This window comes from Listeria floridensis FSL S10-1187 (genome assembly GCF_000525875.1).
GTDB classification, from domain to species: domain Bacteria; phylum Bacillota; class Bacilli; order Lactobacillales; family Listeriaceae; genus Listeria; species Listeria floridensis.
In genome coordinates, this window is sequence record NZ_AODF01000019.1 from 1 (window position 1) to 24,296 (window position 24,296).

At 40.6% G+C, this 24,296-nt stretch carries 21 protein-coding genes and 3 pseudogenes; 3 read left to right on the forward strand and 21 right to left on the reverse strand.

What is annotated here, in order from left to right:
• The 5 genes and pseudogenes from MFLO_RS14645 to MFLO_RS08145 form a co-directional block, all read right to left on the reverse strand.
• A pseudogene (locus MFLO_RS14645) lies at positions 1-309 on the reverse strand (hypothetical protein); the annotation flags it as partial.
• 210 nt (positions 310-519) lie between these two features.
• Entirely contained in the window at positions 520-912 is a 393-nt protein-coding gene (locus MFLO_RS08130; RefSeq protein ID WP_036097433.1) for a DUF1310 family protein, read from the reverse strand.
• A gap of 241 nt (positions 913-1,153) precedes the next feature.
• Positions 1,154-1,882, reverse strand: a complete 729-nt coding sequence (locus tag MFLO_RS08135; RefSeq protein WP_036097472.1) for a GntR family transcriptional regulator — start codon at positions 1,880-1,882, stop codon at positions 1,154-1,156.
• A gap of 57 nt (positions 1,883-1,939) precedes the next feature.
• Positions 1,940-3,325: a glycoside hydrolase family 1 protein gene (locus tag MFLO_RS08140; RefSeq protein ID WP_036097434.1), complete on the reverse strand. Its 1,386-nt coding sequence runs from the start codon at positions 3,323-3,325 to the stop codon at positions 1,940-1,942.
• Positions 3,326-3,462: 137 nt separating this feature from the next.
• Complete coding sequence (locus MFLO_RS08145) at positions 3,463-3,867, reverse strand: Hsp20 family protein (protein ID WP_051993559.1); 405 nt, start codon at positions 3,865-3,867, stop codon at positions 3,463-3,465.
• 819 nt (positions 3,868-4,686) lie between these two features.
• On the opposite strand from MFLO_RS08145, the pseudogene gdhA reads away from it, so the two are divergent.
• Both gdhA and MFLO_RS08155 read left to right on the forward strand, forming a co-directional pair.
• A pseudogene (gene gdhA / locus MFLO_RS08150) lies at positions 4,687-6,064 on the forward strand (NADP-specific glutamate dehydrogenase).
• Positions 6,065-6,252: 188 nt separating this feature from the next.
• Positions 6,253-7,296 carry a lactonase family protein gene (locus MFLO_RS08155; RefSeq protein ID WP_036097435.1) on the forward strand — a complete coding sequence of 348 codons (1,044 nt, stop codon included), beginning with the start codon at positions 6,253-6,255 and terminating at the stop codon, positions 7,294-7,296.
• A gap of 36 nt (positions 7,297-7,332) precedes the next feature.
• Here the strand turns inward: MFLO_RS08155 and MFLO_RS08160 are convergent, their stop codons facing one another.
• The 14 genes and pseudogenes from MFLO_RS08160 to MFLO_RS08225 all read right to left on the reverse strand — a co-directional run bounded on the left by MFLO_RS08160 (position 7,333) and on the right by MFLO_RS08225 (position 21,931).
• The gene (locus MFLO_RS08160) at positions 7,333-8,007 is read right to left on the reverse strand and encodes a histidine phosphatase family protein (RefSeq protein ID WP_277619777.1); all 675 of its coding nucleotides are present in this window, start codon (positions 8,005-8,007) and stop codon (positions 7,333-7,335) included.
• Between the two features lie 102 nt (positions 8,008-8,109).
• Positions 8,110-8,493, reverse strand: a complete 384-nt coding sequence (locus tag MFLO_RS08165; protein WP_036097436.1) for a DUF956 family protein — start codon at positions 8,491-8,493, stop codon at positions 8,110-8,112.
• Positions 8,494-8,623: 130 nt separating this feature from the next.
• A complete protein-coding gene (locus tag MFLO_RS08170; RefSeq protein WP_036097437.1) occupies positions 8,624-9,535 on the reverse strand; it encodes a PTS system mannose/fructose/sorbose family transporter subunit IID in 912 nt (303 codons plus the stop codon).
• A gap of 23 nt (positions 9,536-9,558) precedes the next feature.
• A complete protein-coding gene (locus tag MFLO_RS08175; protein WP_036097438.1) occupies positions 9,559-10,365 on the reverse strand; it encodes a PTS mannose/fructose/sorbose transporter subunit IIC in 807 nt (268 codons plus the stop codon).
• Between the two features lie 26 nt (positions 10,366-10,391).
• Complete coding sequence (locus MFLO_RS08180; protein WP_036097439.1) at positions 10,392-11,381, reverse strand: mannose/fructose/sorbose PTS transporter subunit IIA; 990 nt, start codon at positions 11,379-11,381, stop codon at positions 10,392-10,394.
• A 696-nt stretch (positions 11,382-12,077) separates the two neighbouring features.
• Positions 12,078-13,355, reverse strand: a complete 1,278-nt coding sequence (locus MFLO_RS08185) for a Y-family DNA polymerase (RefSeq protein WP_149023005.1) — start codon at positions 13,353-13,355, stop codon at positions 12,078-12,080.
• Complete coding sequence (locus tag MFLO_RS08190) at positions 13,343-13,693, reverse strand: hypothetical protein (RefSeq protein WP_036097440.1); 351 nt, start codon at positions 13,691-13,693, stop codon at positions 13,343-13,345. The genes MFLO_RS08185 and MFLO_RS08190 overlap by 13 nt, the downstream gene beginning before the upstream one ends.
• A 180-nt stretch (positions 13,694-13,873) precedes the next feature.
• Complete coding sequence (locus MFLO_RS08195) at positions 13,874-15,055, reverse strand: iron-containing alcohol dehydrogenase (protein ID WP_036097441.1); 1,182 nt, start codon at positions 15,053-15,055, stop codon at positions 13,874-13,876.
• A gap of 166 nt (positions 15,056-15,221) precedes the next feature.
• Positions 15,222-15,461, reverse strand: coding sequence for a DUF2187 family protein (locus MFLO_RS08200; protein ID WP_036097442.1), 240 nt, complete (start codon positions 15,459-15,461; stop codon positions 15,222-15,224).
• Between the two features lie 350 nt (positions 15,462-15,811).
• Positions 15,812-18,121 carry an RNA polymerase recycling motor HelD gene (gene helD, locus MFLO_RS08205; protein ID WP_036097443.1) on the reverse strand — a complete coding sequence of 770 codons (2,310 nt, stop codon included), beginning with the start codon at positions 18,119-18,121 and terminating at the stop codon, positions 15,812-15,814.
• A gap of 204 nt (positions 18,122-18,325) precedes the next feature.
• Positions 18,326-19,264 (reverse strand): siderophore ABC transporter substrate-binding protein, encoded by a 939-nt coding sequence (locus MFLO_RS08210; protein ID WP_036097445.1) that lies wholly within the window; start codon positions 19,262-19,264, stop codon positions 18,326-18,328.
• A 10-nt stretch (positions 19,265-19,274) separates the two neighbouring features.
• Positions 19,275-20,051, reverse strand: coding sequence for an iron ABC transporter ATP-binding protein (locus tag MFLO_RS08215; protein ID WP_036097446.1), 777 nt, complete (start codon positions 20,049-20,051; stop codon positions 19,275-19,277).
• On the reverse strand, positions 20,048-20,992 hold the full coding sequence (locus MFLO_RS08220; protein WP_036097447.1) for an iron chelate uptake ABC transporter family permease subunit: 945 nt from the start codon (positions 20,990-20,992) through the stop codon (positions 20,048-20,050). The genes MFLO_RS08215 and MFLO_RS08220 overlap by 4 nt, the downstream gene beginning before the upstream one ends.
• Positions 20,985-21,931, reverse strand: a pseudogene (locus MFLO_RS08225) (ABC transporter permease). Before MFLO_RS08225 ends, MFLO_RS08220 begins: the two are co-directional and overlap by 8 nt.
• Before the next feature lie 169 nt (positions 21,932-22,100).
• Here MFLO_RS08225 and cbpA point away from each other — a divergent pair.
• Positions 22,101-22,742 carry a cyclic di-AMP binding protein CbpA gene (gene cbpA, locus MFLO_RS08230; RefSeq protein ID WP_036097448.1) on the forward strand — a complete coding sequence of 214 codons (642 nt, stop codon included), beginning with the start codon at positions 22,101-22,103 and terminating at the stop codon, positions 22,740-22,742.
• Between the two features lie 88 nt (positions 22,743-22,830).
• On the opposite strand, the gene MFLO_RS08235 is transcribed toward cbpA, so the two are convergent.
• Complete coding sequence (locus tag MFLO_RS08235; protein WP_036097449.1) at positions 22,831-23,463, reverse strand: Type 1 glutamine amidotransferase-like domain-containing protein; 633 nt, start codon at positions 23,461-23,463, stop codon at positions 22,831-22,833.
• Positions 23,464-23,955: 492 nt separating this feature from the next.
• The gene (locus MFLO_RS15575; protein ID WP_156065844.1) at positions 23,956-24,129 is read right to left on the reverse strand and encodes a hypothetical protein; all 174 of its coding nucleotides are present in this window, start codon (positions 24,127-24,129) and stop codon (positions 23,956-23,958) included.
• Between the last annotated feature and the right edge of the window lie 167 nt (positions 24,130-24,296).

Below are 24,296 nucleotides of genomic sequence, written 5' to 3' on the forward strand. Positions count from 1 at the left end.
ATAGAAATAAGCGCCACCAATACGCGCAAGCTCTTCCTGATCTAAATTCGCTAACGCATATTGACCATTCATCGAACCGAGTGAATGCGCGTACACATAAATCTTGGCATTCGGATAGGTTTGCATCGCGGTCTGTAAAGTATCCGCAGAAGACACTAATTGCGGAGTAGCTGGAGCCTCGCCCCCATTCAAAATCGCAGTACCCATGATTAAATCATTTCCTAGCCAATCGTTCAGCACATCGCGCGGTTCTTCTTTTATCTGATTGATTTCAGTGGAACCGCGGTAAAGGATCGTCACTTCTTTCACTTTCGCACGTTCTGAAGCTGTCGCAGTGGGTAATATTCTTTTATCCGTTATGATATACGATTGTTCTCCTGTACTTTTCTTATCTTTAATATCTGCAACATAACCAATTTTTTTTGTTTTGATGATTTACTCTAATCTCTTGGCCAACCACAAGAGGCTTGTATTCTTGTTCAGCAATTTCTTGTCTATCCTTATCTGTCAATAAGTAGTTCATTGAGAATCACCCTTTTCTAGCAACTTACTAAGCTTCGGAGAAATCGCACTACCTCCACCCTCTAAATTTGATCCATCATATTTATTTAAAGAGTCATCAATATATAATTTGTCATCACCGTTAATATATAATCTAACCATTATCCCACCCATAGGATTATGTTCAATACTACCGTCATCAATTTTGTATGTTTTAATTATCCCTTTATCAGTTAAAGCATTTTTATCCAGATTCTTCAATCCTTCTTCAAACACTTTCTTTGCTTCTTCACTATTCACAACTTCCTGCATATCCTCATTCAATGTTTGATTATCCATATACATTTTCACTCCAAATCCTATTCCAATTAACAGTATAAGCCCAAGTACTACTAACCCTGTTTTTTTCATCCCGTCACCCACATTCAAATTGATCTGTCATTAAATTTAAATATAGCATAACCGTTTCAACCTGTCTGTGAACTTTATGTGAATTTTTCTGTTAATTACACAAAGTTAAGAAATGTTTTATCAGAAGAGTCCTACTTAAATTTAGATTGATCAACTTATTCATTGCAACAAAAAAATAGAGTGGAATAATCCACTCTATAAAAGGTCGAACTCACAGAGTTGCTAAATGTTTGGCTGTTTTTTATCTTCTCGCAATATTTACCGTTGTGAAGACAAACTTATCATAGCGGTGCCGCGAAAGAGAATATTCGAATGCTACCCCGTTGTTGAGGTAAACCGTTTGCTCTACTTCCATAACAGGGTCATCGGCTTGGCAATTCAAGTATTCCTTATCGATCTCATTCGGCTTATCTGCACGAATTTGCTTATAAGAACTCGCAATTTTTTGTCCAAGTTCTGTTTCAATATACGTATAAATTGATCCTTCTAACACTTGCTTTGTTAAACCCGGAATCACATGAACCGGCATATAAGTGTGTTCAATAACATAAGGATCAGAGGCAATGCTCCGTACACGCAAAATATCGTAAACGGGTGCTTCTTTCTCGATATTGAGCCGCTCAGCAATCGTATCATCTGGAAAGATTACTTCAAATCGAATCACTTTTGTATCTACTTTTTGCCCTTTTAACAGCTTGGTAAAGCCGTTAACTTCTTGATTGTGAATTTGAAGCCGATCTACATCAAGTGCAGATTTAATGATAAAAGTACCATGTCCCCGTTTTCGATAAAGTAAACCTTCAAGTACTAAAACTTCAAGTGCTTTTTTCATCGTCATTCGACTGCATTCAAACTCTTTTGAAAGTGTCATTTCATCTGGGATCGGCTTATCAAGCGGATAGTCATGATTCTTGATGCGATTTCGTACTTCTTCGGCAATATAGCTGTATTTTGTTTGGTTCCTTGCCACGCTAGCCACCTCATTCATCGATTTCTTCTTCCATTCTATCACAACTTTTGCAGTGTCTCAAAATCCATTTTGATCGGTCAGCTCTTTAAACCATTTTCCAGATGCTTTCACAGTGCGTTTGTAGTTATCATCTAAATTCACTTCAACGAAACCGTAACGATTTTTGTATGCGTTTGCCCAGCTCCAGCAGTCCATGAATGTCCAAAGATGGTAGCCGCTGCAATTTGCGCCTTCTTCGATCGCTTTATGAAGCCACTTCAAATGCGACTTAATAAAATCAATTCGGTACGTATCCTCGATAAAGCCTTCACTGTTGCGGTAGCGATCTTCGCCTTCAACGCCCATGCCGTTTTCGGAAATGAAGAACGGGATATTATTGTAATTGTCGCGCAGGTTAATCGCGATGTCGTAAATCGCTTGTTCGTAAATTTCCCAACCGCGATACGGATTCATTTTTCTGTAAGGCATTTCATAGTTGTCAAACAAGTGCTCAGGCATAAACGGTGCGTCTGGATGCGGCATGTATTCCTTTGCTTTAACACGACGTGGCTGATAATAATTCACACCAAGAATATCAATAATGTTTTCTTTGATTGTCACAAGATCTTCCGGCTCGTAGTCAGGAAGAAAACCGCGTTCGCGCAAAATGTCCACAAGATCACTTGGAAATTCGCCCTTCGTTACTGGATCAAGGAAACTGCGGTTGAAAAATAAATCTGCCAAGTGCGCCGCACGTAAGTCAGCCGGATTTTGACTGCGCGGATAAGACGGCGTTAAATTAAGGATAATTCCAATTTTCCCGTCCAGCTCAAGTGCATGATAAGCTCTAACAGCCTTTGCATGGGCAAGTGTGGTTCCAAAAGCTACTTGAACGGCACGTTTGAAGTCAACCACATTTGGAAAATGCATATCGTACAAATACCCTGCTTCAACGGGAACAATTGGTTCGTTAAATGTGAACCAATGTTTCACTCGATCGCCAAAAAGTTTAAAGCACGTTTCTGCAAATACTGCATAAGCATCAATAACTTCTCGTGATTCAAAACCGCCTTTTTCTTGCATCGAAAGCGGCATGTCAAAATGATATAAGTTCATGAACGGTTCAACGCCCGCTGCAAGCATTTCGTCAATTACATTATTATAAAATTCAACTGCTTTCGGATTTACATCGCCAATTCCATCTGGAATAAGGCGTGACCACTGAATTGAAGTTCGGAATGAATTATGTCCTGTTGCTTTCATTAGTGCAATGTCTTCTTTATATTGATAGTAAAAATTTGAAGTGTTATCTGGACCTACGCCGTTAAAAAAACGCCCTGGTTCAATGTTATACCAGTGATCCCAAATACTTGGCTTGCGCCCATCTACATCTGCAGCTCCTTCTGTTTGCGGCCCAGATGCAGCACTGCCCCACCAAAATTTTTCTGGAAATTGATATTTCATGAAATTCGCCTCCACCAATCTATCTTTTTTTTCATTATACAAGATTTCTTTAAAAGTATAAACTAATTTCTAAAAAGAATATATAAAAAAAACTGTCGGCGTAGAAAAAGTTCGCCGACAGACCTTATTCAAGCTATTTAATTAATCTTAATATCGGTATTATTTTCACCATTTAAAATCGGTAAATCAATTTTCAAAATACCCTCTTCCAAGGAAGCTTTAATTTTGCTAGGATCGATATCGCCGATTTGATACGAGCGTCGGTATTCTCCACTGCTCCGTTCTTCACTGACAACATGGTGATTATTTTTCTTTTGGCTGTCTTTCGTACGTTCCGCAAAAATCGTTAGTATACCATTGCCGTAATTTAATTTGATATTTTCTTTTTTAAATCCCGGCATGTCCACATAAACCGTGTAACTTCCATCATCATTCAAATGAATGTCTGTATCCATGATGCGAGACAATTGTTTAGCTTCACGGCGATTTGGATAGAAATCTTTGAAAAAATTCCGTCTAAAATCGTCAAAAAAAACCCTCATAGTCACGTTCCACTGGATACAAGTCTCTTTGATTCCGCATAACAAACACTCCTTTAATTTATCGTACACCTTTTGTCTTCCCTTTTCTCTTTTTTTTTAAAACGCTGTACCAACAAATGATACTTTGTATCTTGTTTTTGGTAATTTTCAACATTTTTTTGAACATTCGTAATAAAGACTTCCTTTTTGTCAAAAGCGTGTTATTATTAGGGTAATCTATATGGGTGCAGCAATCCCTCAACATAGACTAGCCTTTCCGCACCTATATGGATCCCGATTTTCCATGAGCAGAAAATGCTGCTTAGACCCGAAAAGAAAGCCGCTCATCCGGCTTTCTTTTTTTATGCAATCCTTCTTTACATGCTGGCTCTTCTATACTCTCACCTTTTCTTGGTGTGTCGTTCCTGTGACAAAGTGACAAAAATGTCACATATGAATTATAAAATGTAAGCAAAGTAACAGGATTATTCAAAACAAGTAAGCTATACTGTAATTATCGGAGAAAGTTACTTTACCCAAAAGGACTAACTTGTGTTTTCTCTGAAACAAGATAACTCTTAAAGTTTAATCATAAAACTCGTTAAGTTTCCCAAATTATCCCTTAGTCTTGTTTCAAGAAAGCATAACTCCAATAACTCCCTTTATCCTACGCGTCCCCCCGTGTAGGATTTTTTTGTTTTCAAAATCCATTTTCAAGTCTTCACTTGCGCTATTTAAGCGTAAACTGTAAACTTGTCTTGTGGCAAAAGTTTTTTAGTATATGTCGTGACAGCATAAATAACTTTTTCCCACGAGTCGATTTTAAAGGAGAGTATTTATATGAATCCATCTACTTCAACTGCTGCAGCTACTACTTCAGCCGAACAATACGTTTCTCGTATTTATGATATTGTAAAGAAACGTAATCCTGAAGAGAACGAATTTCACCAAGCCGTCAAAGAATTTTTAGATTCAATTGTTCCTGCTCTTGCAAAGGAACCTGCTTATGAACAAAATGGTATCCTTGAACGATTGATTGAGCCGGAACGCCTCATTACTTTCCGAGTACCGTGGGTCGATGACAAAGGACATGTTCAGGTAAACCGGGGTTTTCGAGTTCAGTTTAATAGTGCGATCGGACCATACAAAGGCGGACTGCGCTTTCATCCTTCTGTAAACGGGAGCATTGTTAAATTCCTTGGTTTTGAACAAATCTTTAAAAATTCGCTTACTGGGCTTCCAATCGGCGGTGGAAAAGGCGGATCTGATTTTGATCCGAAAGGAAAGTCAGATATGGAAATTATGCGTTTTTGTCAAAGTTTCATGTCTGAATTATCGAAACATATTGGCCCAAATATTGATATTCCTGCTGGCGATATCGGTGTTGGCGGACGCGAAATCGGTTATTTATTCGGACAATATAAAAAAAATGACCGGCTCTTTTGATGCTGGAACTATAACAGGTAAGGGACTGACTTACGGTGGAAGCTTAGCACGAACAGAAGCGACAGGTTATGGCGTCGTCTATTTCACGAAAGAAATGCTTGCGGCTAAGGGTGAAAGTTTTAAAGATAAACGTGTTGTTGTCTCTGGTTCCGGTAATGTAGCGATCTATGCGATGGAAAAAGCTGTGGAGTTTGGTGCAAAAGTTATCGCTTGCAGTGATTCAAGTGGTTATATTTATGATCCGGAAGGTATTGATCTAGCGATTGTAAAACGCTTAAAAGAACAAGAACGCAAACGGATCCATGAATATCTTGCTGAACGGCCAACTGCTGATTTTCATCCAAATGGCGACATCTGGTCTATTCCGTGTGAGATTGCTCTTCCTTGCGCTACTCAAAATGAAATTAATGAAGCACAGGCTCGCGAGCTTGTTAAAAATGGTGTGATTGCTGTTTCGGAAGGAGCAAACATGCCGTCTGAACTAGCTGCAATTGATGTCTTTTTAAACAACAATGTGTTATTTGGTCCAGCGAAAGCTGCCAATGCAGGAGGTGTTGGTGTTTCAGCACTTGAGATGGCGCAAAACAGCAGCCGAATGGGCTGGAGCTTTGTCGAAGTGGATGGTCATTTACAAAATATCATGAAAAATATTTATAAAAATGCCAGCTTCGTATCAAAAGAATATGATCACCCTGGCAACCTAGTTGTCGGAGCAAATATCGCAGGTTTCTTGAAAGTTGCAGATACCATGCTTGCTCAAGGTGTGATTTAAATAGAAAGCAGAAAGACAGCCGCTAACAAACATGCTCGTTTTTCTTGAGCCTGATTAACTCAAGGAAACACTTGACTTGTTTAAACGGCTGTCTTTTTTTTAAGTGCAAGCAAATATTGGTCTATCCTTTTCAGGAACTATGCTATAATGAACGGGTGAATATTTTTTAAACAGGAGGAATGAAACGAATGGCAAATCAAACAGCGACAGCTTATATAGGTACATATACTAAAATGGAATCAAAAGGCATTTACCGTCTTGTCATTGATACACAAACTGGAGACATTCTAGAAAATAAATTAGCAGGACAAATGGATAATCCGACTTACATTAAGATATCCAATGATAAAAACTATCTTTACTCTGTTGCCAAAGATGGAGAGAAAGGCGGCTTGGCTGCATTTAAAATTAATCCGGATGACGGTTCGCTCCTCTTGTTAAATACGCAAGTTAAAACGGGAAACCCGCCTTGTTATGTAGATGCTTCCGATGATAACTCCGTTGTTGTTTCTGCTAATTACCACCTTGGCACAATCATCAGTTATCCTACTGATAACGGTACTTTACTAGCGCCTATTTCTGAGATTCAGCATACTGGAAAAGGTATCCATGAGCGTCAAGAAAAGCCGCATGCCCATTTCGCTGGATATACACCCGATCAAAAGTTTGTAATCACATGCGATCTTGGTACTGACCATGTGACTACTTACCGTGCTGATGGCGGAAAATTAGAGCAAGTTTCTGATCTTGTTGTAACACCAGGAAGCGGCCCCCGCAACCTTGTGTTCCATCCAAATGCTAAATTTGTTTATATTATGACTGAACTCACTTCCGATGTCATCGTAGCAGAATATAATTCATCAAATGGTGCACTCACAACGATTCAATCCATTCCATCATTGCCAAGTGATTTTTCAGGTGAAAATAAAGGGAGTGCAATTCATATCTCAAATGACGGCAAGTTCCTTTATGTTTCCAATCGCGGCCAAGATGCTATCGTTTCATATCGCATAGACGAACAAAGTGGTAAACTTGAACTGCTTGAAACCATCTCAGTCGAAGGTGCTGGACCACGTGATTTTGACCTTGATCCTAGCGGCACAATTTTGCTTGCTGCCAACGAAAATACTCAAAACGTTACAATCTTTGGTGTTAATCAAGCAACCGGTCGCTTGACGCTACTTCAAAAAGATATTTCAGTTCCAGAACCTGTTTGTGTCAAATTTATCTAATTTAAAAAGAGGGAATCCGCCGCGGATTCCCTCTTTTTAAATGCTTCCAGCCAAAATATAACTTGTATCATTTACTGATTCTACTATCCATTCACCGTTATCATAAAGTATTTTCGTAATGCTGGCATTTTCAATGGTAGGATCGATTTTTTCAGGGTCAAGTAAGGCTAAAAAAGCATTGATTGTCAAACCGTGTGAGACAACGAGGACATGCTTATCATTTTCTGCTTCTTCATTTTGGATCATAATGTCGAGTGCTTGCTTGATGCGTACTTGCATCTTGTCCCATGTCTCAGCAGTCCCCGTGTCATCAAGCTTATGGACGGTTTCTGCTACGATACCATAATCTACTGCCTGCAAGCCTTCTTCGATCGACTCGTATCCTAAGTGCTGAACAACTTCTTCAAACATCATTTGGTCGGGCAGCCCTTCAAATTTGCCAAAGCAAAACTCACGTAATTCTTCCAAAGTGGTTTGCTTCAGTTTTGTTTGACCGCTTGCTCTCAAAATTAAATCCGCTGTTTCAATCGTACGGCGCAAGTCACTCGTATAAACAGCATCAAAACAGATGTCTAATCCTCTTCCAAGGCTCTCTGCTACTTCTCGACCAGGTTTTGTAAGCGGTGTATCCGACCAGCCTTGAACGCGCTCCATCGTGTTGAACATTGTCTTGCCGTGCCGTGTTAAATAAAAATGTATCTTTCCAGCCAAAAAAATCGCCCCTTTCTTCCTCATGATAGCAATCGCACATTTTAAAAGCAACTTTTTGACTGGTAAAAAAACCATCTCCATAGGTATAGAGATGGTTTTTTATTACTCTTTATTCTTCTTTTTGAAGATCGATTTAAAAGCGCGTTTGATTACATCGAAGAAACTTAGAGACGGAACCATGTTGGCGGGATCGACGTAAACACGAATCGCTCGAAGTACCTCTTTTGGCCGCTTAGAAGAGAATGTGAACGTTCCATTACGTTTTGTTTTAATCGCATAGCGGGGAATCCATTTTCCGCGCAGCATCACAGAAACAATCACTTGATCAACTTCTTCCCACGGGATTTGAACGAATTTGCGCACATCACGAGAATTAAAAAACTCGAAACCCTTATCCCCGATCATGATTTTTCCGTAATCCGTCAGGCCTGTAAAAGCGGTAGCATCGATCGTCATATCTACCTTTGTATTAATTGATTGTACCAACTGCATCCGCTCCATTTCTTTTTGTTTATCTAGTTTCATTATACAACAAGCAAGTAAAAAAGTGGATGGCGTTTACTTCGCCATCCACTTTTGTTTGTGAACGCTCATGTCCCGCAAAAACAAATTGATTTTACAGAAGTCCGATTACGTGCCCAACAACACCCACTACAAACAGACCAAGGATGATAATGATTGGGCTGATTTTCTTTTTAAGAAGCCACATACATAAGAATGTAAGTAGTAATGCAGCAAGCCCTGGAATCAAGTTATCCAAGTTGTTTTGCAACGTAGTCACTTTGGTTTGTGAAAGTGCTAATCCAGCTTGTTGTTGTTCAAGTGCCGTTTTAATGCCGTCAGCGCCGCTTGGAAGCTTATTCCAGTCGATGAAAGCACCGTCATCTAGTTTAACTTTAGAAACAACCGGCATGAACTTGATTGATACCCACCTTTGCACCAGGGCGGCGAGTACGAACATCCCGAGTATGGAAGCACCTTTCGTAATGTCACGAAGCAAACCGCCTGAAAGGTCATCAGTAATTTTAGAACCTGCTTTATAAGCAAATTCTTGTGTATACCACATGAATCCCCAACGGATTAAGTTCCATGCAACGAAGAAAATGATTGGGCCAAGAATACTTCCGCCCATTGCAAGCGAAGCACCTAAAGCTCCTAACATCGGACGAACTGTGAACCAGAATACTGGGTCACCAACACCGGCAAGCGGTCCCATCATACCGACTTTAACCCCTTGAATTGCAACATCATCAACTGGCGCACCGTTTGCACGCTCTTCTTCTAGTGCAAGTGTTACCCCAAGAATTGGTGAAGCAATGTATGGGTGAGTATTAAAGAATTCCAAGTGACGTTTTAAAGCATCGGAACGCTCTTCTTTTGATTTATATAATTTTTTGATTGCTGGGATCATCGAGAAAGCCCAGCCGCCATTTTGCATACGTTCATAGTTCCAAGAACCTTGAATGAAGGTCGAGCGCCATGCAACGCTTAGGCGATCTTTTTTCGTTAATTCGACTTTATCTGCCATTTCTCTTCTCCTCCTTTTTTACTTTAATAGTCATTCAGTATGTCGCCGAGCGGGTCTTTTGAACCGCCTCCGCCGCCATTACCTGAGTTTCCGCCGCCCATTTTAGAAAGTTGCAAGTAAATAAGAGCAAGCGCGATACCTAATGCACCAATTGCGATTAGAGTTAATTGAGAAATTGCAGCTACAACAAAACCGATGATGAAAAACGGCCATACTTCTTTTGTCGCCATCATGTTAATAACGAGTGCATAACCAACGGCAACAACCATTCCTCCGCCGATTGCCATACCGTCTGTTAACCATGCAGGCATTGACTCAAGGAAGCCTTGAACGGTTTCTGCAGGAATGAAAAGAAGAGCTGCTGCAGGAATCGCGATACGAAGACCTTGCATACATACAGCACCGATGTGGAGCCATTCTACTTTTCTGATATCACCATGTTCTGCTGCTCTATCCATCAAATGAACAATTGGAACAGCCAATGTACGAACGATCATTGTTAAGAAAAGACCAGCTACTGCAAGTGGAATTGCGATTGCAATTGCTGACGGGATACCTTGGACACCTTGTCCACCTAAAACTAAAATAATTGCTGATGCTACAGAAGCAAGCGCCGCATCCGGTGCTACTGCTGCTCCGATATTTGCCCATCCAAGTGCGATCATTTGAAGCGTACCGCCAAGGATAATGCCTGCTGTTAAGTTACCTGTTACTAAACCAATCAATGTACATGCCACTAGCGGTTGGTGGAATTGGAACTCATCCAAAATCCCTTCAATACCTGCTAGAAAGGCAACGATCACTACTAAAATCATCGCTATAATTGACATAATAGGCCTCCTACCTTTGATTTATTTTATTGAGCTTTCAGTTCTGCTTTTGCTTTTTTAAGAATTTCATCCATGCTTGCGCGTGAATCATTAGGAACTTTACGAACATCAAATTTAATGCCTTTCGCCTCTAATTTTTCAAACGCTTCAACATCTTCTTTACCCATAGAAAGTACTTTACTTACTACAACTTTTCCGACAGAGTGAGCCATTGAACCGACGTTAACTTCTTGAATATCTACGCCGCCTTCAACAACACGAAGAACATCTTCTGGATTTTCAAATAATAAGAGTGCTTTTGTATTTCCAAAGCGCGGATCTTTTGAAACTTCGATCATTTTCTCTACAGGAATAACGTTCGCATTCACACCAGGAGGTGCAGCTTCCTGAATTAAATTTTTACGAAGAGTATCTTTTGAAACCGCATCAGAAACTACGATAATCCGGTTAGGTTGCGTCGATTTTGTCCACGCAGTTGCTACTTGACCGTGCAAGAGACGTGAATCAACACGAGCTAAGACAAATTTAATTTTGCCGTCACCCACCACAGTTCCCGGAGGAATAGCTCCTTGTACTTCTGTTCCTTCTGCAGCCCCTGCCGCTTCCGTTTTCGATTCTAATTCTTCCGGTTTAACACGGATACCTTCTTTACCAGTACCGATGATATGCGCTGCGATTTCTTGAGCAGATTCCATCGTAAAGCGCGATGCATATGCTTCAATCAGCATTGGCAAGTTAAGTCCAGCCACGATTGCCCATTTGTCTTTATGTTCTTCATATAAATTGTTTGCTTGGTTAAACGGGGTACCTCCCCAAAGATCGACTAAGAACAATACTTCGTCTTGGCTGTCAAAAGATGCAATTGCAGCTTCCATCTTTGCTCTGACATCATCAGGACCTTCGCTCGGCATAAGCGTAATTGCTTTTACGTTTTCTTGCTCACCGAAGATCATTGATCCGGATTGCAAAATGCCGGCAGCAAATTCCCCGTGAGTTGCAAGGATAATTCCTACCATCTCTTTACCTCCTAATAATTAATCGTTATTTTCTAAACAGACATCACTCACACAAGTCCTATCTATTTATTTCGATCGTTTTTGCCCATTCAGAAACCCAAAATAGTCCCTTTTTCCACCGCCTCCCTTCAAGGCAATACTACTTCCCTCAAAGCTTTTCGGCCTTTCCAAAAGAAAATGTATGCGGATACTTTTCACAAAAGAATCTGCCTTATACCTCTTCTTGCGGATTAAGCCCACTAATAAATACATTGCAATTTTCATGCCAACTTTAGTGTATTAATTTACAAATCCCAATATAACACTTGCTCCGCCACACAAAAAAAAACAATACACTTTTTTAGTGTATTGTTTTCCGATACACTAACTACATTCCTCAGTTAGTGTATGCATCAAGTATAGTTCCCGGGATTTTGTCTATTTGCTGCCTTCCCACGATGATTGTCTCTTCATTATTTGTATCAAGCTGATCTGACTTTCTGCCAGTGTATTAGTATTAACCAATAACCAGTTGTCATGTCATCTACTATTTCGAGTATTTGCAATTTAAGATTAATATACTTTAGCCAAAAACACAAGAAAATTGATAAAAATAATTCACATTACCTCTCCATTTGTTGTTTTCTTATCCAAGAAATGGCTTGATAAAGCGAATTAGATTGTCTTAATTTTTTGATACGCTAATCCCTATTATCCCTAACCTTGATGGCCTCCTACATATGTGCTGCGCTTTATCCCTGTTGCCCCGTTCATCAAGCTACTCGCATGCATCAATGCCTTAAAACCATAGCGTGTCCGAATTCGATCAATTGTTGTATCAAGTTGCTGTTCTTGCAAAGTTCGTTCCGCATTTTCAAATAGATTTAACTGAAGTCCTGCTTTCGGCGTGATTCGTCCAAAAGAAATCATGATTGTCCGAACAGGCTCCCCTTCATAGTATTTCCAAAAAAGTTGGATTAAAAACTCCTTAATAATTTTGCTAGAACTAGTTGGCTGAATGCGTATTTGGTGCCGAAAACCATGCAGTTTGCTGTAACGGCTATAGCCGACATGAAGCGCAATTGCAGCCGTATCTACACCGCTCGTCCGAAGTCGCATCGCAATCTCCTCCGCCATTTCCTGAATGACAATCACAACCTCAGCCGGGTCCTGATAATCGCGCTCCAAAATTTGGCTTTTCCCGTAGCTTTTTTCAGCAGGAACATGCTTTTCATTGATTCTGCTATAGTCAATACCATGCGCATGATAGTGTAGTTGAGAACCGATTACACCTAAATGATGCTTCAACAGCGCTTCCTCAGCTTGACTTAAATCAAATACACTATAGATACCAACTTGTTCGAGCCGCTTTGCCATTCGCCTCCCAATTCCCCAAAAATCAGTTAGCTTTCGCATTTTCCATAGTTTATCAGGCACATCTTGATAGCGCCATTCCGCTCGCCACCCCTCACAATCTTTCGCTTCATTATCCAGTGCAAGCTTGGCAAGTAGCGGGTTGTCTCCAATGCCAACGGAAACATAGAGACCGAGTTCTGCGAGAATCTCGTATTGAATTCGTTTTGCAATCGTATTCGTGGAGCCAAACAATGCATGTGAACCCGTAATGTCTAAAAAAGCCTCATCAATCGAATAAGGCAGTAAAAATTCATCCGGCACATAGCGCAAGAAAATCGCTTGAATCTTAGCGTGCATCTTCAAGTAATAGTTCATTCGCGGTGGCACAATCTGAATTCGCGCATCATTCGGCAATTCAAAACGCCGCGACCCTGTTTTAATCCCAAATTCGTGTTTCATTTTCGGAGTAGCTGCAAGCACAAGTCCGCCTGGCCGGTCAGCATGACTCATCACAACGAGATATTCTTCAAGCGGATTTTTCCCTCGGGATGCGCATTCTGCTGAAGCAAAGAAGCTTTTGACATCAATACACAAAATGTCGCGGCGCGGTGCATGACTGTAATCCATCATTCGTACCATTTCTTAGCACCCCGCTTGCTTCTTACATGTTGAATCCGGTCAAGTGCAACTTGAATAAGGCCATTTTCCGTCCGTAAAATAACATATCCGTCCTCAAATCCGGCAATCCGTCCGACTACATCTGCATCTGGTTCTCTATCAGGATCATAGGCAGCTAACTTGCACTGAATTTCAACTTGCGCTTGATGCAGCATCGCTTCTCTCAAAACTACTTGAATATCTGTTTCTGTCATTTCTGATTTCCACGGGCGCTGTTCCTTCAAACGCTCCATCTGTTCTGAATGCTCTGATAGGAAAAAACCGCCCCACTTCATGATTCCGCGATCTTGATATGCCATCCTCATTCACACTCTTTTCTTATAAAATAGAACATTTGTTCGTAAATTATTGTATTAAATTTCCAGAGGTTTGTCTAGAGGTAAAAAGGCACACTCACAAACAGCGGACGCGAAAAAGGCGGCTTAGTTCTAAGGAAAAACTTAGAAATAAGCCGCCAAATTATTTTTTGACTTTTTTTTCTATAATGCTTTGCGATAAATTTCACGGCTAACTTCAAGCGTTTGATCACCGCGTTCCGAAATCGCTGTAAGTTTATGGTCAGAGAGCTGGCTCACGAGCGCCTCTACAACTTCTTCACCGAGATTATAATCGCTGAAATGCGTGCCCGCGCCAAGCACTTCAAAGAATTGACCGGTTTTTACAATCGCTGCATCAATCCGTTCTTCCGCATCCCCTTCTGTAATCTGCCAAACTCGTTCCGCATATTGCAGTAATTTTTCACGTTTCTCTTGTTTACGAACACTAAGCAAGGCAGGAAGGACAATGGCCAAAGTTCGCGCATGATCGATCCCGTACAGCGCTGTAATTTCGTGTCCCAAACTATGACTCGCCCAGTCTTGAGGCACCCCTTTATTCAGTGTTCCATTAAGCGCATTTGTCGCGGTCCACATGAAGTTTGCCCGTAAATTGTAATCATGCAAGTCTTCTTTAATCACATCCGGTCCAATTTCAATCAAGGTTTGAAGCAAACCTTCTGCATAGCGATCCTGAACCATCGCGCCAACCGGATAGGTCATATACTGTTCCATAATATGAACAAACGCATCAATCACACCATTTGCCAGTTGACGCGCCGGAAGAGTATAGGTTAATTCCGGATCAAGAATCGAGAACACTGGGAAAGTAACAGCACTACCGAAGCTCACTTTTGCTTTTTTCGCTTTAATTGTGATCACTGCACCGCTGTTCATTTCCGAACCTGTTGCTGGAAGTGTCAATACGGTTCCAAATGGAAGCGCGCTCGTGACCGGTCTTCCCGCACCAACACCATTTCCGAAAATATCAAGCGGATCACCATCAAACTTAGCTGCCGAAGCCACAAACTTAGTTCCATCAATTACAGAACCTCCGCCAACTGCAAGCAAAAAATCATAACCTTCCGCTTTCACCAGTTCAATCGCTTTCGACAATGTTTCAAAGGTTGGATTCGCTTCGATGCCGCCAAATTCGCCAAGCTCGAATCCCGATAATGCTTGTTTGACCTTATCAAGCGTTCCAAAGCGGACTACACTACCCCCGCCGTAAAGCAAAAGTACTTTTTTCCCTTGTGGAATAAGTGTTGCAAGCTCTTTTAAGCGATCTTTCCCGAACACAATGTGCGTCGGATTATAATAATCAAAATTGGCTATTTCCTGATTCATTTTCGTTCCCCCGATTCTATAAGATTTAATCTCTGTTTCGTAAAATATTATACGCTAAAACGGCGCAAATCCAAAAGAAAAATGACCCAGCCAATCGACTGAGTCATTTTTCTGTGTGAGGGATAACAATATTTTAGAAAAGCATTTTATATGGATGCTTTTTGAGTTAGGCAGTTTGAGTTTGTGCTTTTTTAAACAGTGTAAAGCGGGCAAAATTAACCACTGTCCGGCAAGTTGTACCAAATTTATCTGGTTCGTTTTCCACTTCGACTAAGACAGAGTTTGTATAGAAACCTAATACTTTACCAATGTACTGAACTTCATCGCGTTCAAACAAGATATAATCACCCATCTTCACTTCTGTCTCCCGCAAAGGCTTGGTTTGCATTAAACTATTTTCTCTCATTTCGTCGACCTCGCTTTCATATTCTCTACACTCTTATCATAACCGAAAAAGAAAGCGAAAATTATTACAGGTTATAAATTCGGGCGTTTCGTAAAATAAAATGTGACATTTTATACAAATACAGTTTTAAAAACTATCCCATTGTATAAATCTAGCTAAAAATAATCGTTTAAGCCGAGCCATCAAAAATATAAAAAAAATCAGTTGACCGCAGAGCGATCAACTGATTTTTTTATTTTAACCTATCAATGATCTGCTCAGGCTTCTTTCAAAAAAAGCTAAGTTCGTATCGTAGCAAGATTTTTGCTCCAAACTACGCCTGTCAAATCAGTAAAATTCGGTTCTCGACCTTATTGAATACGAGGTTCCGGCGCCGCTCTATGGATCTCATACAACTTGCTCGGAATCCCGTCAAACAGCGGCGAAAGCGATCCGTTTGCCGTCACTACAAGTTCGTGCATTGCGCGCGAACAAATCGTGTACAAAAGCGTCCGCTCATTTTCATGCTGATACGTCGCGCTTGAGGCATCAAGCGCAATCACCCCGTCAAATTCAAGCCCCTTCGCCAGATACGACGGAATAATCATCACGCCTTCCTGCAGCTTTTGATGCTCCATATGCACAAGCCGCACCTTCATTTTCTTATAAAGCGACAAATACGCTTCTTCACAAATTTCCTGATCTTTCCCGATGATAGCAATCATTTTCCCGGTTTTTTGCAGCCGCAAAGCCTCCTCATATACCGCGTCCATCATCGCAACAAAGCTTTGACTTTCAATCAGTTTTGGCAGATTTCCTTTGCGGGAAAAAGCCTCAATATTTTCCTCCGCTTGAATGATTCCCTTGGTGAAATTTGTGATCTGTTCCGTTGAACGATAGCTCTTGCTAAGCCGTACAACTTCGGTTTTCTCCGGATCAAATTGTTCCTTAATTTCCTCAAGTAGCGTCCGTTCCTTTTCCTGCGTCTTAAAAATCGCTTGGTTTAAATCCCCCAGCAACGTAAATTTACTGCTTGGAAAAAGCGTTTTTAAATAGTAAATCTGCGCTGGTGAATAATCCTGAATTTCATCAATAAATAAGAAACGCATTGCCCGATTGGCATTTTTCCCAACTACCGCATCCCATAAATCTAAGTAAAAAACGGTATCCTCAAGCGCTAATTTATTCGCATTAAGATTTGCAACAACCCGCTTCACTTCTGCTTTCCAGTCCGCATCCGTTATCCGAGCCTCTTCAAGAGAAACAAGCTTTGGAACCGACTGCATGAAATGAACAAATTGCTGGCGAATATGGAAAAAGCGATTTTCTTTAATTGCTTGGTGTACCTTTTTAAGCCGCAGACGAACAATTTTCCGCGCTAAATAATCCTGTTCCGCATCAAAACCGTCGAATTCCAAATCAAGCGGTACAAGCTCCTGATAACGCTCCTCGCTCAAAAGTTCAATCTCATCTTTCACCCAATCGCGCTTAATTTCTTCATTCGCAAACACATAAATTTCCTCGCGCAGCGCTTTCCTTGCAAGTTCAAGCCGTGCCGAAAGCCCGTAATCCGCACGTGTGTTGTAAAAAATCTCACTAACCCGCTCCTTCGAGATAATCGTCCGACCGCGGAAACGAATATCTTTAAAACAAAGCCCCGTTTTTTGCAGTGCCTTTTGGTAACGAGAAATGGCAGCGAAAAGCCGTATTTCTTCTTTCAGCCCGATAATATTTTGCCGCAACTTGTTTTCCTTATCTTCAAACTGCTCAAACAAACTTTCAACCTCAAGCTTGCCTAGGCGGCTCGTAATAAAGTCTTGAAAAGTGGTTTGCTGCATATTTTTCTCTCCAAGTTCCGGAAGCACATTTCCAATATAGTGATTGAAAAGCCGGTTAGGCGAGAAAATGATCATTTGTTTTTCATCAAGTCCATCACGAAAGCGATAAAGCAGATATGCGATTCGTTGCAACACCGCCGAGGTTTTTCCGCTTCCCGCCGCACCTTGTACAAATAATAGTTCGCTTTTCGTATCACGAATGATCCGATTTTGTTCCCGCTGAATCGTTGAAACAATATTTTTCATCTGCACATTCGAACCGCTGCCAAGCACCTCTTGGAGCATCTCATCACCAATTGCCGCGCTCGTGTCGAACATCGAAACGAGCTTTCCGTCTTTAATTGAAAATTGGCGTTTGAGCAGCACATCGACCGTCAACTTCCCTTGCGGCGTATCGTAGCTTGCCTCGCCAATTTCGCCATCATAGTAAACACTTGAAATCGGTGCTCGCCAATCATACACTAAAAATTGATCGTTCTCATCAAGTGCCGAACCAATCCCAATATAAATTTCTTCACGCGGTGTCTCCGCGTCTTGAATGTCAATCCGTGCAAAGTAAGGAGAGTTTTTCATTTTATCAAAAACAGCCAGCTGTTTCTCAGCGTGCTCGTAATTTCGTTCCCGCTCGCGCAAAAAGTGTTCCTGCTGGCGAATGCTGATATTCGTTTCCGAAACATCATCTGGTTCAAGCAAATTCACACGTACATCATCCCAAAAATTGGAACGAATATCACTCGCTTCTTGTTTGACAGAAACAAGCGAATCACTAATTTTCTCTTCTTGTTTTTTGATTTGCTCAATCGTATAATCAATTCGCTCTTGTTCGTGTTTCTCTTCGTCCATGAAAAAACCTCCCAAAAAATATTGACAAACACATTTAAATGATGTATAATTAAATTGTGTTAATTGTGATTTAAAACAGAAAATCACCTAAAGTATTTCTCAGTATAGCATATAATACCCTGTTTTGCAATCTCCTTCACATTTTTGATGGAGTTTTTTTGTGTCTAAAAAAGCTGGGGCAGCGTCGCTGCCCCAGCTTTTTTCTTAGAAACTATCCCCGATTTCCTTCACCATTTCCGAGACAGACTCCAAGCCGCCTCCAGATAAATACCAGTATTCCGGGTTTAAATAAATAATTTTCCCCGTCTTATAGGCATTCGTTGTTTTCACAAGATCATTTTCAACAGTCTTTTTCGCCGAAGATTCTCCGCCAACCGCAGCGCCGCGGTCAATCACATAAATATAATCTGGATTTTTCTCCGATATATATTCCATCGAAATACTTTGTCCGTGCGTCGAAGCTTTAATCGACATATCAACAGGTTTAACACCAAGCACATCATGAATCAAACCAAATCGCGATCCCGAACCATAAGCACTGATTTTACCATCATTCGCTAAAATAATTAACCCGGTTTTATCTTTCGGCGCTGCATCTTTCACTTCTTTAATTTGTGAGTCAATTTTATCTAATTCAGCTTCCGCCTCTTTTTCTTTATTAAAAATCTTACCGATTGTCTTCACATTTGCATGAAAAGAATCCAAGTAATTTGACGTATCGAGACCAAGATAAATCGTGGGTGCGATTTCGCTGAATTTATCATAAGAATCGCTTTGGCGTCCAGAGATGATATTTAAATCGCTCCCTGCGTTGTTGATGGCTTCAAAATCGGGTTCCTTAAGCCCACCTGCATCTACCGCTTTATCCGTATCAAATGCTTTCAAATACTTTGGCAAATTTTGCTTTGGCAGAGCCGCTACTTTACTGCTCAGTCCAAGCTTTTCAAGCGTATCAAGCGTCCCAAAATCAAAAACCGTTACTTTTTCCGGATTTTGCTTCACCGTCGTCTTGCCAAGCTCGTGTTTTACTGTAATCTCTTTAGAATCCGCCTTCACTCTTTCCTTCTTGTCGCCCGATTCACCGCATGCAACCAAACCGATTGCCAATAAAATAACCCCTAAAGATGCCGCTAATTTCTTCATTATTTTCCTCCTAGTAATTAATTTGTTTTTTTACATTGAAATATAATCCAAATTTATTTCCATCAACCTCAGTGATCGGAATGTCCATCGAGAAAACCCGTTTTAAAACGTGCTCATTCATCATTTCCGCCGTACTTCCCTCAGCAATTTTCCTTCCGTCCCTAAGCGCTACAATCTGATCCGAATAGCAAGAAGCAAAATTAATATCGTGTAAAACAAGTACTACTGTTTTTCCCAGTTCATCAACTAGCTTTCTGAAAATCTGCATCATCGAAACCGCGTGTTTCATATCAAGATTGTTAAGTGGTTCGTCCAAAAGAACATAATCTGTATCTTGCGCGATTACCATGGCAATAAAGGCACGTTGCTTCTGACCGCCGCTTAGTTCATCTAAAAAAACATGCTGCATTTCTGTCATTTCCATATAGCGAAGAGCTTCATCCACTTTTTCTACATCGATTTTTGTAAGTCGACCTGATGAATATGGGAATCTGCCGAAATCGACTAAATCACGTACCGTAAGCCTCGCCGTCAAATGATTCGCTTGCTTTAAAATAGAAACTCGCTTGGCAAGCGCCTGGCTTTTCCAGTTGGAAATACTTTGCCCATCAAGCAGTACATCTCCATGATCCGGCTTAATTAGGCGGCTCATAATCCCAAGGAGCGTACTTTTGCCGGCACCGTTTGCACCAATCAATGAAGTAATGGCACGTGGCATAATCTCAAGCGAGACATCCTTTAAAACGACTTTATCCTGATATTTCTTCGTAACCTGTTCGATTTTCATGTCAGTTTCCTTCCTTTCAGAAGCAAGTATAGAAAATAAATCCCGCCGGCTAAATTAATGATCACACTGATGGGTGTATTAAAAGCAAATAGCCTTTCCGCCAAAACTTGACCGAATGTCAGCGTGATGATGGCAATAAGAGCCGCAGCCGGTATCAAAACGCGGTGTTTATACGTTGGGAAAAGCTGATAGGCGATATTCGCTACGATCAACCCAAGGAAAGTAATCGGTCCGACAAGCGCCGTCGCGATACTCGTTAGGACAGCAACAACAATTAATAGTCGCTTGACAATGCTATTATAAGGCACCCCTAAATTGATAGCTTCCGCTTTGCCGAGTACTAATACATCAAGAAATTTCTCTAACCGGAATAAATAAAGCAAAACAAGTACGATAAGTACACAACTTAAGAAAAGAACCGCCACGTTGACGTTACCAAAGCCCGCAAAGCTTTTGTCTTGGACAATTTGAAATTCATTCGGATCAATCAGCATTTCCATAAAGGAAGAAAAACTGCCGAAAAAGGTTCCAAAAATAATCCCAACAAGCAGCAGCAGGTAAATACTTGTCCCTTCCCGCTTAAACAGCAAATAATAGAAAATGCCTGAAAAAGCAATCATTAAGCCGCTTGAAAGAATAAAATTCAGCTGTGCTCCGACATGTATCAATACGGCTTGACCAAAAATAAACAACAGTGCTGTTTGAAATAGCAGATAAAGTGAATCAAGTCCCATAATGCTTGGCGTTAAAATTCGGTTTCCCGTGATTGTTTGGAAAACCACCGTTGAAACAGCTATCGCAACCCCAGTAACAAGCATCGCAAGCCACTTTGTCCCGCGCAGTTTGAGTGCAAACTCGATGTTGCCACCAAGAAACAAAAACAAATAACAGCCGGAGAATACCAGCGCTAAAAGCAAAAGAAAGAGCATCTTTTTACGCATAGGATTTCCTCCTAAACAAGAGGAACAAGAAAATTACACTACCGATAATGCCCACTACTAAACTGATCGAGACTTCATATGGATAGAGAATGAGGCGCCCGATAATATCGCATCCAAGCAGAAAAGCTGCACCGGCAGTGCGGTATCCGGCAAGTTTTTCTGCAGATTGTCCCCGCGCATGATCGAAATGATATTTGGAACGATCAAGCCAAGAAACGGAATCATCCCGACAGTAAGCACAACGGTTGCCGTGATAAAAGCAACAATAATCAGCCCAATGCGCATCACCGCACGGTATGACAAGCCTAGATTACTTGCAAATGTTTCACCAAGACCGGTCACAGTGAATTTGTCCGCATACAGATAGGCGAGAATCAACATCGGAATGGACAGATAAAGAATTTCGTATCTACCTTTCATAATCATCGAGAAGTCGCCTGAAAGCCATGAAGAAATATTTTGAACAAGATCAAAGCGTAACGCAAAAAACGTCGTGATCGAGCTTAGGATGCTCCCGAACATGAGTCCGACAAGCGGAATAAAAATTGTGTCGCGAATTGAAATCGAGTCAAGAATTTTCATGAAAACCAAACTGCCGAGGAGCGCGAAAATAAAAGCCACGCCCATCTTGACAAAAAGCGATGCCCCTGTGAAAAAAAGCAACGAGACTAATACGCCAAGCCGCGCTGCATCCATTGTCCCTGCCGTGGTCGGCGAAACAAATTTGTTCTGCGTCAAGCTTTGCATGATCATTCCGGAAATACTGATACCTGCTCCAGCAATGATAATGCTAACAAGTCTCGGAAAACGACTAAAAAGAAATATGTCTAGCTCATGATTCGTCCATGTAGCAATATGTATAGGAAGTTTTTCAACTCCGATAAAAAGAGAAACGGCTGCTAAACATAGAAATGCGAAAATAAGTCCTAATCGCTTCATTCTACCTCTCCTTTTATTTAATTGAGAATATTATCAATTAGGTTCCCAACACCATTCTAATTGATAATGAATCTCATTGTCAATGATTCCTAATAAAAATTTACTTGTACTTGATGTACCATTTACGCTAAAATAGATTTGGAAGGTTAAATAAGAAGGAGTGACTGACATGTTGATTAAAAATCTTTGCATACCAAAAATAAAGTTAACGACGGTTCCAGAAACGGCTACTTTAAAAGAAGCGATTGCTTTGCTTGAAGAATCCGGCTACCGCTGTGTACCCATTCTCGATAAGACGGGCGAAAAGTTCCTTGGAAACATTTATAAAATGCATATTTATCGCCATCAAGCAAACGGCGGAAGCTTAGATGATCCTGTAACGTCTTTGCTTAAAAACGCAACGAAACACATCAGCATCAACTCCTCATTTTTCAAAGTATTTTTCACAATCAAAGAACTCCCTTATATTGCTGTTTTAAAAGAAAACGGTGATTTCTACGGGATTCTAACGCACGGCAAACTGCTTGGACTTTTAGCAGATGCTTGGAATGTGAAAACAACCAGCTATATGCTGACAATTGCAACAGGCGAAGTTCCCGGTTCCATGACAAAAATCACGAAAATCATTGACAAATATACGACAATTGCAAGTATCATTACGCTGGATGATCAAAGTTCCGACTACATCCGCCGCATTCTCGTATCGCTTCCGCTGTCTGTGACAGAGAGCGTCAAAAATGATATCGTTGAACACCTTGACCGCAAAGGCTTCCGAGTTGTTGAAGTCGAAAACTTACAAGATGAAAAATAAACATACTAATAAAACCCCCTTAAAAGCTAGCTTTTGAGGGGGTTGCTATATGGTCAAACATACGTTAATTTGTCATATCTGAATCTGACTATTCTCCTGTCACTTCATTTACGTTCACCAATCGCCTATCGCTACCTTCAACTATGATTCCTTGGTGATTATTGATCAGACAAAGGTTTATCTTTTCGCCAAACTCCATCTCTACTTGCTCCGTCACCACATCAAAAGGAGGGTTTTTATAATGAGGTACTACATAAAAATCTACAGCAGCCAATCCGTCAAGAGAAACAAGATCTGGAGCCTCTTCCGGATTATCCATCATCTTCATGTATTCGATTGATTGAGAAAGGACAATAGCTCCTGCGGATTCACCAATATAAACTTTCCCGTTTTGAATTTCTTCTGTAAGAATTCGATCAGCACCAGACTTTCTCAATTCCTGCAACAAAAAGAAGGTATTACCGCCCGTAACATAGATATACTCATTTTTTCTTAGCTTCTGTTCAATTTCTTTCGTTGAAGCAAGAGAGACGTCAAGCTCATCAATAATCAATCCGAGATTTTCCAGAGCAAGCTTTCCTGAATCTACATAAAAAGTAACTTCTTCCACCTTGCTGGCAGTTGGAATGAAAGTAACAGTTTTTCCTACTAATGCTTCATCAAGCGATCGCAACTCACTAAAAACTTCTTCAAACGAGGATACTAAAAATAGTTTTTTCATCTCATGTTCATCCCTTTCCTTAATCGCAATCTATTTCACGATGTCGAATCGTTACGGACTTTGTCAATCTGGTTTCTTTTTATTAGAGCACAGGTAATTCAAAAAACTTCTTCTAAACCATATTTTTTTGAGAATGTTTTGTTCACACAAATTTTTGAAGCCTATAAGGAAAAGTATAGCAGAAAATATGTTTTAAAAACTAGAGGTTGATTGTCTATTTTTTGTAAAGAAATAGTCCAAACCAGTTCCATTCTATTCGCCTAAAAATAGTCGTCTTCAGCCTTTGTTCAAATATACAAAAACCGCTAACTGAAAACCTCGGTCGATTCTTACTAGTTAGAATGTCCATAAAAAAAAAACAGAGTGAATCGACTCCACTCTGTAGTAAATATTATTTATCGAGATCCATTAATTTACAAACCGAACGCATCATATAAATCTTGTAGAAAGTCATCCTTAATTTCCCACTTCTCTTTATCGTCAGGGTCTTGTTTAAGGTGTAGCGTCACAGTCGTTTTTTTTAGCAGCCGCAGGACTATTTAGCAGCATGTATTTCATGGCTTCAAAGGCATATTGATTGGTTAGCGGATCTTCTTCGACCTCTGATGTCTCTGACGTCACTTCCCTCTCAATCGTTTTTGCAAGCTCTTCAAGCTTTTGGTACATCGTCTACCTCCGAAATAATCGCATCTGACATTACCTCTTCATTTTCTTTTAAAACATGATCACTTTTAACGCCAAAAATCGTCTCAAGATCTGTTGTTTTTCTTGATAGATATAGCTGTCGACAAGTACTTTCGGGTGACGCACAACCGCTAAGCACAAAAAGTAAT

What these genes read in the sequence shown, in the direction of transcription:
- MFLO_RS08130 (WP_036097433.1), bottom strand. Translation starts at nt 912, where the DNA reads ATGAAAAAAACAGGGTTAGTAGTACTTGGGCTTATACTGTTAATTGGA.
- MFLO_RS08140 (WP_036097434.1), bottom strand. Translation starts at nt 3,325, where the DNA reads ATGAAATATCAATTTCCAGAAAAATTTTGGTGGGGCAGTGCTGCATCT.
- MFLO_RS08145 (WP_051993559.1), bottom strand. Translation starts at nt 3,867, where the DNA reads ATGAGGGTTTTTTTTGACGATTTTAGACGGAATTTTTTCAAAGATTTC.
- MFLO_RS08155 (WP_036097435.1), top strand. Translation starts at nt 6,253, where the DNA reads ATGGCAAATCAAACAGCGACAGCTTATATAGGTACATATACTAAAATG.
- MFLO_RS08170 (WP_036097437.1), bottom strand. Translation starts at nt 9,535, where the DNA reads ATGGCAGATAAAGTCGAATTAACGAAAAAAGATCGCCTAAGCGTTGCA.
- MFLO_RS08175 (WP_036097438.1), bottom strand. Translation starts at nt 10,365, where the DNA reads ATGTCAATTATAGCGATGATTTTAGTAGTGATCGTTGCCTTTCTAGCA.
- MFLO_RS08180 (WP_036097439.1), bottom strand. Translation starts at nt 11,381, where the DNA reads ATGGTAGGAATTATCCTTGCAACTCACGGGGAATTTGCTGCCGGCATT.
- MFLO_RS08185 (WP_149023005.1), bottom strand. Translation starts at nt 13,355, where the DNA reads ATGGTACGAATGATGGATTACAGTCATGCACCGCGCCGCGACATTTTG.
- MFLO_RS08190 (WP_036097440.1), bottom strand. Translation starts at nt 13,693, where the DNA reads ATGGCATATCAAGATCGCGGAATCATGAAGTGGGGCGGTTTTTTCCTA.
- MFLO_RS08195 (WP_036097441.1), bottom strand. Translation starts at nt 15,055, where the DNA reads ATGAATCAGGAAATAGCCAATTTTGATTATTATAATCCGACGCACATT.
- MFLO_RS08200 (WP_036097442.1), bottom strand. Translation starts at nt 15,461, where the DNA reads ATGAGAGAAAATAGTTTAATGCAAACCAAGCCTTTGCGGGAGACAGAA.
- helD (WP_036097443.1), bottom strand. Translation starts at nt 18,121, where the DNA reads ATGGACGAAGAGAAACACGAACAAGAGCGAATTGATTATACGATTGAG.
- MFLO_RS08210 (WP_036097445.1), bottom strand. Translation starts at nt 19,264, where the DNA reads ATGAAGAAATTAGCGGCATCTTTAGGGGTTATTTTATTGGCAATCGGT.
- MFLO_RS08215 (WP_036097446.1), bottom strand. Translation starts at nt 20,051, where the DNA reads ATGAAAATCGAACAGGTTACGAAGAAATATCAGGATAAAGTCGTTTTA.
- MFLO_RS08220 (WP_036097447.1), bottom strand. Translation starts at nt 20,992, where the DNA reads ATGCGTAAAAAGATGCTCTTTCTTTTGCTTTTAGCGCTGGTATTCTCC.
- cbpA (WP_036097448.1), top strand. Translation starts at nt 22,101, where the DNA reads ATGTTGATTAAAAATCTTTGCATACCAAAAATAAAGTTAACGACGGTT.
- MFLO_RS08235 (WP_036097449.1), bottom strand. Translation starts at nt 23,463, where the DNA reads ATGAAAAAACTATTTTTAGTATCCTCGTTTGAAGAAGTTTTTAGTGAG.
- MFLO_RS15575 (WP_156065844.1), bottom strand. Translation starts at nt 24,129, where the DNA reads ATGTACCAAAAGCTTGAAGAGCTTGCAAAAACGATTGAGAGGGAAGTG.